The organism is Halanaerobium salsuginis (assembly GCF_900114545.1).
GTDB lineage: Bacteria > Bacillota > Halanaerobiia > Halanaerobiales > Halanaerobiaceae > Halanaerobium > Halanaerobium salsuginis.
Genome location: NZ_FOTI01000068.1, coordinates 1 through 7,455 on the forward strand (window position 1 = coordinate 1; position 7,455 = coordinate 7,455).

A 7,455-nucleotide genomic window follows, 5' to 3' on the forward strand; every position below is an offset into this window, starting at 1 on the left:
ATATCAGGGACTAAATCTAAACTTAATAGAAACAAGCAAATTTATATTTAAATGGTGATAAATTTCAATATCACTAAGTATATTATACGAGGAGTTAAAATATGAAATATGATTTCTCTAGTTTAATTGATAGGAGAAATACTAATTCTTTAAAGTGGGATGTTAAGGATAATGAATTGCCAATGTGGGTAGCAGATATGGATTTTCAGACTGCTCCAGAAATTATTGAAACTGTAACAGCAAAGGCCAAAAAAGGAGTTTATGGTTATACAATTGTATCAGATGAATGGTATAATTCGATTAGTACTTGGTGGAAAAACAGGCATAATTTTAAAATAAATCAGGATTGGTTAATTTTTTCAATTGGTGTTGTACCTGCTATTTCAAGTATAATTAGAAAATTGACGACAGTGGCTGAAAATGTTGTAGTTCAGACACCTGTCTATAATATATTTTTTAATTCTATAGTTAATAATGGACGTCATATATTAGAAAATAAATTAGTATTTGATGGTGTAAAATATAAAATTGATTTTCAAGATCTGGCTGAAAAATTAGCTGATCCAGAAACAAAAATGATGATACTCTGCAATCCCCATAATCCAATCGGTAAAATATGGGATCGAGAAACTCTAGCTAAAATAGGGGAATTGTGTTATAAAAATAATGTTATTGTTTTATCAGATGAGATTCACTGTGATTTAACTGACCCAGAATATCAATATATTCCTTTTGCTTCAGTTTCTGAACATTGTAGAATTAATAGTGTTAGCTGTCTGGCTCCTTCTAAAGCGTTTAATATGGCTGGTATTCACACTGCAGCTGTAGTAGTTCCTAATCAAGCACTTCGCAATCGGGTTGAATGGGGATTAAACACTGATGAAGTTGCTGAACCGAATCTATTTGCTGTAGAAGCTGCTATAGCTGCTTTTAAATCTGGAGCAGATTGGCTAGATCAACTACGAGTATATCTAGCTCAAAATAAAGAGATAGTGCGAGAATATATAGCAGAAGAACTGCCCGATTTATACTTGCTGCCAGCTCATGCTACTTATTTGCTCTGGATAAATTGTAGTTCAATTACTACTGATACTAAAGAATTATGCGATTTTATTCGTTTTCAAACAGGGCTCTATCTTTCAGCTGGAGAGGTTTATGGTGGAGATGGCAACGAGTTTGTCAGGTTGAATATTGCCTGCCCTGCCGCCAGACTAAAGGATGGATTACAGCGTTTAAAAAAAGGAATTAAACTTTATAAAGAACAGCTAAATAATTAATTACTTAATATTATTTAGGATGTGAATTAAATTGACTAAAGCTGAATTTTGGAAAGTTATTGCAGCGGGAGAACCAATTATTGCTGGCAGTAAAGCACATGAATGGTTGGTTAAATTTAGCAATGAAGCATTAAAAATAACAGCAAAATTAAATGGAAGCTATCATGATCCGGAAGAAGTTCGAACAATTTTTTCTGAACTAATTGGCAAATCTATTGATAAAAGTTTTATGTTATTTCCACCTTTTTATACTGATTTTGGTAAAAACATTTCAGTTGGTAAAAATGTTTTCTTTAATACTGGATGTACATTTCAGGATAAAGGTGGCATAATAATTGGTGATAATACTATGTTGGGACAAAATGTAGTGCTATGTACTATAAACCATGGTCTGGCTCCTGACAAGAGAAATGTAAATTATTCTGCTCCAATAAATATTGGCAGAAATGTCTGGATAGCAGCCAGAGTAATAATTTTACCTGGAGTGACTATAGGAGATAATGCTGTAATAGCAGCTGGTTCAGTTGTGACAAAAGATGTACCGGCAAATAAACTTGTTGCTGGAGTGCCTGCTGAAATTAAGAAATCAGTTGAGAATAACTAATTTTGCTTTAACTTTATAAGTCTTTTAGTTTGATTTTATATTTATATAAGGATTACCTGCTATTCAGTCATTAAAATTCGAATAGCAGGTAATCCTTATTTGTTTACTAACTAATCTTTTAAGTTCATTTATTTTTGGGCTTTAAAGAGTTTTTTTACAGTTTCATAAGCTAATTTTGGTCTGCGATATTCATCAACAATTCCTTTGTTATTTTTGCTGCGTGGTCTGGTATGAAACCAGGCTGTACCAGCAGTACCTGGTTCACCAGGAATACCATCATCAGTAACTTTGCAGTCAGCAAATTGCCAGATTAAAGTACCAACAATTTCGTCTTGTGCTAAATAATAAGTAAGCAGTTCATCTAGAAGATCTTGCTGGCGTTCTTCGGTCCATTTAACTCGACCTGGTTCACGGAAACCATAAATTGCTCCAGCTCCAAACTCGCTAATAATAATTGGCTTATTAGCACCACCATTTTCGGTAAGCCATTTCTTTTCTCGTTGATAATAATCTGCTACATCATCAGAAAACCAATCATACCAGCCAGTGTAAATATTTAAAGAAACTATATCTACTAAGTCAAGACAGATATCTTTAAAATGTTCTCTGGTGGCAAAGCTCAGAGGACGACTTTGATCCATCGCTTTAATTTGATTGAACTGTTTACTATAAATCTCTCTACCTTGTTTAGCAGCACTTGCACATTCATTTAAAATTCCCCAGATTACAATTGCTGGATGGTTAATATGATTCTCAACCATTTCTCTATTACAATCTGCGCATTGTTGATCAAAATTAGGATGCAGCATTTGTTCTAAACTAAAACCACGGGCATGATTTTCTTCCCAGACAAAAATGCCGCGTTCATCACAAAGATCAAGAAATAATTCGTCATTTGGATAATGAGAAGTACGAACAGTATTTGACCCCATATCTTCCATTAAGTCTAGATCTTTTTTCATTAAAGAAAACGGAATTGCTGCTCCAACAGTAGGATGATCTTCATGACGGTTAAAGCCAAGTAATTTTATTTCTTGATTATTTACCAATAACTTAGTACCTTCAACTTTAATTTCGCGAAAACCAACTCTTTCTATTAAATCGTCAATTAAGTAATTACTATCTTTTGATTGTTTGTCTGGTTTAATTAAATAAAGTTTTGTTTTTAATAAATATAAATTAGGATCATTTTCTGACCAGCTGTTTACATCTGGAAAAGTAAACTCTTTTTCTAATTTCAGCTGACTATTACCAGCAATTCTAATTTTGCCAAAATCAAGCTTATATTGATCACCTAGAAATGCAGATACTTTAATATTTAGGTTGTTTTCAGTTATATTTTCTAAAATTAGAGCTACTCTAGCTTGCCAGATACCATCTTTTTGCTGAGGAATAAATTCAATTCTTTTAATGTAGGCGCTATTAAGTTCTTCTACAGCAACTGGTCTAATTAGACCTCCATAAGTATAATAGTCATTTGGAGTATGTAGAGCAGATTCTTTAGAGAAAGAATTGTCTACCATGATTTTTAACTCGTGTTCTCCTGCGGCTACATTATTTAAAATGGTATCAAAAGGGGTATAAGCATTATAATGATGAGCTACTTTTTTACCATCAAAAAAAACATCAGCAGTATGGCTGACCCCTTTAAATAATAAGCGAAGATTAGTTTCTTTTTCAAGCTTAATTATTTTTTTATAAGCACCTAATCCCCTATAGTTTAATAATTCAGGATGCATTTCCCAACAGCCGGGAACATTTAATTGATACTCATATTTTTTCGGCCAACTCTCTTTATCAGTGACTGGAGAAAAACTCCATAAACCAGCAAGTTCTTTTTGTTTTCTGAACTGATGACGTTCAAACAATCTTAGCATTAATAAATACCTCCTTGAATAATATATCTGGTGAGTAAATTCAGTTAGAATTTTGCTACAATTTAATTTTATCATAAATATAAGATGAAAATCTCTTTATTTTTTTAGTTATTAGCTAATTATTATGCATATTTTTTGTGATAATTGTCTTGCATATGTTTGAAAAAATCTTTTTGTAGGTGTAAAATATTAATTAGTAAAGAATTATTTTGAGGTGATTTTTATTAAAGAATTGTATGAGCCGATGAAAGATAGATCTTTCTGGATTTTAAAACAAAAATTTAATCAATCATATGAGATGGAAAGTCGTCATTATCATAACCATTATGAGTTATATTATTTATTAAGTGGGGAAAGAAATTATTTTGTTAAAGATAGGAGCTATCATATTAGAAGTGGTGACCTTATTTTAATTAATAAAAATGACCTTCATCATACTTCTAATGCTAATGATTATCATCATGAAAAAATAATGATTTATTTTAAAGAGGAATATATTAAAAATTTATTTAATTGGGAAATGATGATTGATTTATTTTCAGTTTTTAATCATAAAAGTAATATGATTAGACTAAATATTGCTAACCAAGAAATTGTAGAAGAATTGCTGCTAAAACTTCTGGCTGAGTATAGTGACTATCAAAAAGTTTTAAAAGATCACCAAAATAATATTGTAGAAAACGAATTATTAAAAGAGGCTAGCCAAAGAAAATTATTTCATTTAAAGATTATGTTGACAGAGCTGCTTTATAAATTGAAGGAAATAATAAAAGATGAATCAGCAGATTTTATGCATAGTAATCCCCTTCATAAAACTATATCTGATATAGCTGGCTATATTAATAAGAATTATCAACATGAGATAAGATTGAATGATTTGGCAGATGAATTTTCTTTAAATTCATGCTATTTAAGTTCTAAGTTTAAGGAAATAACGGGTTTTTCTTTGATAGAGTATTTAAATCTAATTAGATTAAAGAAGGCAAAAGAACTGCTTATTAATTCTAAGTTGAGTATTACTAAAATTAGTGAGAAAGTTGGTTTTAATACCTTATCTCATTTTGGTAGAATATTTAAACAGTATAATAATCTTTCAGCTTCAAATTATAGAAAACTTAATTCTAAAATGTAAATTTATCTATAATTTTATATAACTATTACTTTATAAACACTAAACTATCCAGCTAATTTAAGGGTAGTTTTTTGCTTAAATTAGCAAAAAAGTAAAGTGTTTTACAATTTAGCCGATTAGGAGAATTATTTTAAAAAAACATTTGACCTGGAGTTAACTCAAAGTGTTAAACTATATTTAAGTTATTCAAATTAAGTAAGTCTGAACAAATTTATTAAAAAGGGGGTTAGAAAAAATGAAAAAGATGTTTAATTTGTTGGTTGCAGCCTTAGTATTAGTTTTTTTATTGGGGACAGCAGCAGAGGCTTCGGATTATTATACCTTTAAGTTAAGTGATCAAGTCACTAGAACTCACGTTAGATATAAGAATAGATATAATATTACAATTGCTGCAGATTTATATAGAGCAAAGGATTTAAATAAGCTAAAAAGTCATCCGGCTCTGGTTATTGGTCCTCCTTATGGTGGAGTAAAAGAACAGGGGCCAGGTGTTTATGCTAACCAATTAGCACAAAGAGGATTTGTAGTACTTGCTTTTGATCCTTCTTTTAATGGGGAAAGTGGTGGAGAACCACGCCATGTTTCTTCTCCAGATTTTTTTGTAGAAGATTTTAGTGCTGGAGTAGACTTTCTGGGGACAGTTCCTTATGTAGATAGAGAACGAATCGGAGCAATTGGTATATGTGGTAGTGGAGGGTTTTCACTTACTGCTGCTCAAGTTGATAAGCGAATCAAAGCTGTAGCAACAGCAAGTATGTATGATATAAGCCGCTATATCAGGGATGGACTTGGTGAAACAATGACAGCAGAACAGCGTGATAAAATTTTAGAGAAAATATCTCAACAGCGTTGGCATGATTTTGAGAATGGTGGAGTACAGGTTAAAAAACCTTCTTTTGATAGAGAAATGCCGCTTAAAAAAGTCCCTGAAGGATTGAATCCTGTGGCTGCAGAATTTTTTGACTATTATGCAACAGCAAGAGGATATCATCCTAATTCAATCGGTGTATTTACTGATAGCAGTAAAATGGCATTTATGAATTTTCCTTTACTAACCCATCTTGAAGATATTTCACCTCGTCCTATTTTATTAATAATTGGTGAAAATGCCCATTCTAATTATTTTAGTGAAAGTGTTTATAAAAAGGCTGCAGAACCAAAGGAACTATATGTGGTTTCTGGAGCTAATCATGTAGACTTATATGACAGAGTAGATTTAATTCCTTTTGACAAATTAGAAAAGTTTTTTAAAGAAAATATTTAATAATAATAATTAAGGAGATGTTAATTTATGATTTTAAATGAAAATTATGAGTTATCTAATGGAGTAGAAATTCCTAAGTTAGGTCTTGGAACATGGTTAATTGATAATGATGATGTTGCAGAATCGGTTGAAAAAGCTATCAAGATGGGTTATCGTCATATTGATACAGCTCAAGCTTATGAAAACGAAAGTGGAGTTGGTGCAGGTATTAAAGCTTCGGGAGTGGAAAGAGAGAAAATTTTTGTTACTACAAAGATTGCTGCTGAATTAAAGACGTATGAAGAAGCTGCTGCATCAATTGATAAGTCACTATCTGATATGGGACTTGACTATATTGATATGATGATTATCCACAGTCCTAAGCCGTGGACCGAATTTCATAATGATGATCATTATTTAGAAGGTAATCGTGAAGTTTGGCGGGCCCTTGAAGATGCTTATAATGATGGTAAGCTGCGTGCTATTGGACTTTCAAATTTTGAAAAAGTGGATATTGAAAATATTTTAGAGTCATGTTCTGTAAAACCTATGGTAAATCAAATTCTGGCTCATATTGGTAATACTCCAGCAGAATTGATTAAATACACTCAGAATGAGGGAATACTTGTTGAGGCTTATTCTCCAATTGGACATGGTAAATTATTTAATCAAGATAAAGTTGTAGAAATAGCAGAAAAATATGATGTTTCTGTACCACAGTTAGGAATTCGCTATGACTTACAATTAGGACTTTTACCTCTGCCCAAGAGTAGTAATCCTGATCACATTAAAAGTAATGCAGAGCTTGATTTTACTATTTCTGACCAGGATATGGAAGTGTTAAAAAGTATAGAAAAAATTGATTATGAGGATGCCAGTATGTTCCCAGTTTATGGTGGAGAGTTAAACTAATTTTGTTATAAAAAATAATAATTTAGCCCGGTTTTAAAACCGGGCTAATCCTTTAATATAATTGAAATTATTAATATTAATTAAAAATTAAGGTTCTTTGACAAATGTTGTGAAATCTAAATAGCACCGTTTGAATCATGTTATCTCTTTGTTTTTTTGAATTACTCTTAAATACTTAGCAATGATAAAAATACTCGGCGTTTTAAGTTTTCAACTTTGGGAACACCGTAGCCAATTCTTTTGATTAATTTGATTTTGTTGTTTAATCCTTCAGCAAATCCGTTGGTTATTCTAGTTTTAAAATAGTTAATAATGTGTTGTTCCCAGCGTTTTACTGTTCCTTTAGCTCTATAGAAAAGATTTAATTTAGACTGACTAACATTTTCATACCAGTTATTTAAAGCTTGAAT

General features: G+C 31.3%; 7 protein-coding genes. 5 read left to right on the forward strand and 2 right to left on the reverse strand.

The annotated features are described in order from the left end of the window. Positions 1-101 precede the first annotated feature (101 nt). Together BMZ74_RS13760 and BMZ74_RS13765 are read left to right on the forward strand one after the other, a co-directional pair. Positions 102-1,277, forward strand: coding sequence for a MalY/PatB family protein (locus BMZ74_RS13760; protein WP_089862786.1), 1,176 nt, complete (start codon positions 102-104; stop codon positions 1,275-1,277). A 31-nt stretch (positions 1,278-1,308) separates the two neighbouring features. Then, the gene (locus BMZ74_RS13765) at positions 1,309-1,881 is read left to right on the forward strand and encodes a sugar O-acetyltransferase (RefSeq protein ID WP_089862787.1); all 573 of its coding nucleotides are present in this window, start codon (positions 1,309-1,311) and stop codon (positions 1,879-1,881) included. 128 nt (positions 1,882-2,009) lie between these two features. On the opposite strand, the gene BMZ74_RS13770 is transcribed toward BMZ74_RS13765, so the two are convergent. Continuing rightward, positions 2,010-3,758 carry a glycoside hydrolase family 2 protein gene (locus BMZ74_RS13770; protein WP_089862788.1) on the reverse strand — a complete coding sequence of 583 codons (1,749 nt, stop codon included), beginning with the start codon at positions 3,756-3,758 and terminating at the stop codon, positions 2,010-2,012. A gap of 244 nt (positions 3,759-4,002) precedes the next feature. Between BMZ74_RS13770 and BMZ74_RS13775 the strand changes: the two genes are divergently transcribed. The 3 genes from BMZ74_RS13775 (at position 4,003) to BMZ74_RS13785 (ending at position 7,045) form a co-directional block, all read left to right on the forward strand. Continuing rightward, complete coding sequence (locus BMZ74_RS13775) at positions 4,003-4,890, forward strand: AraC family transcriptional regulator (RefSeq protein ID WP_089862789.1); 888 nt, start codon at positions 4,003-4,005, stop codon at positions 4,888-4,890. A 235-nt stretch (positions 4,891-5,125) separates the two neighbouring features. Next, positions 5,126-6,154 carry an alpha/beta hydrolase gene (locus BMZ74_RS13780; RefSeq protein WP_143070190.1) on the forward strand — a complete coding sequence of 343 codons (1,029 nt, stop codon included), beginning with the start codon at positions 5,126-5,128 and terminating at the stop codon, positions 6,152-6,154. Positions 6,155-6,181: 27 nt separating this feature from the next. Further along, complete coding sequence (locus BMZ74_RS13785; protein ID WP_177181460.1) at positions 6,182-7,045, forward strand: aldo/keto reductase; 864 nt, start codon at positions 6,182-6,184, stop codon at positions 7,043-7,045. 167 nt (positions 7,046-7,212) lie between these two features. On the opposite strand, the gene BMZ74_RS13790 is transcribed toward BMZ74_RS13785, so the two are convergent. Further along, the coding region (locus tag BMZ74_RS13790) for a transposase (RefSeq protein ID WP_177181461.1) at positions 7,213-7,455 on the reverse strand (243 nt) is incomplete at its 5' end.

Excerpts from the sequence above, each read along its gene's own strand:
- BMZ74_RS13775 (WP_089862789.1), top strand. The coding sequence starts at position 4,003 with ATGAAAGATAGATCTTTCTGGATTTTAAAACAAAAATTTAATCAATCA.
- BMZ74_RS13770 (WP_089862788.1), bottom strand. The coding sequence starts at position 3,758 with ATGCTAAGATTGTTTGAACGTCATCAGTTCAGAAAACAAAAAGAACTT.
- BMZ74_RS13780 (WP_143070190.1), top strand. The coding sequence starts at position 5,126 with ATGAAAAAGATGTTTAATTTGTTGGTTGCAGCCTTAGTATTAGTTTTT.
- BMZ74_RS13785 (WP_177181460.1), top strand. The coding sequence starts at position 6,182 with ATGATTTTAAATGAAAATTATGAGTTATCTAATGGAGTAGAAATTCCT.
- BMZ74_RS13760 (WP_089862786.1), top strand. The coding sequence starts at position 102 with ATGAAATATGATTTCTCTAGTTTAATTGATAGGAGAAATACTAATTCT.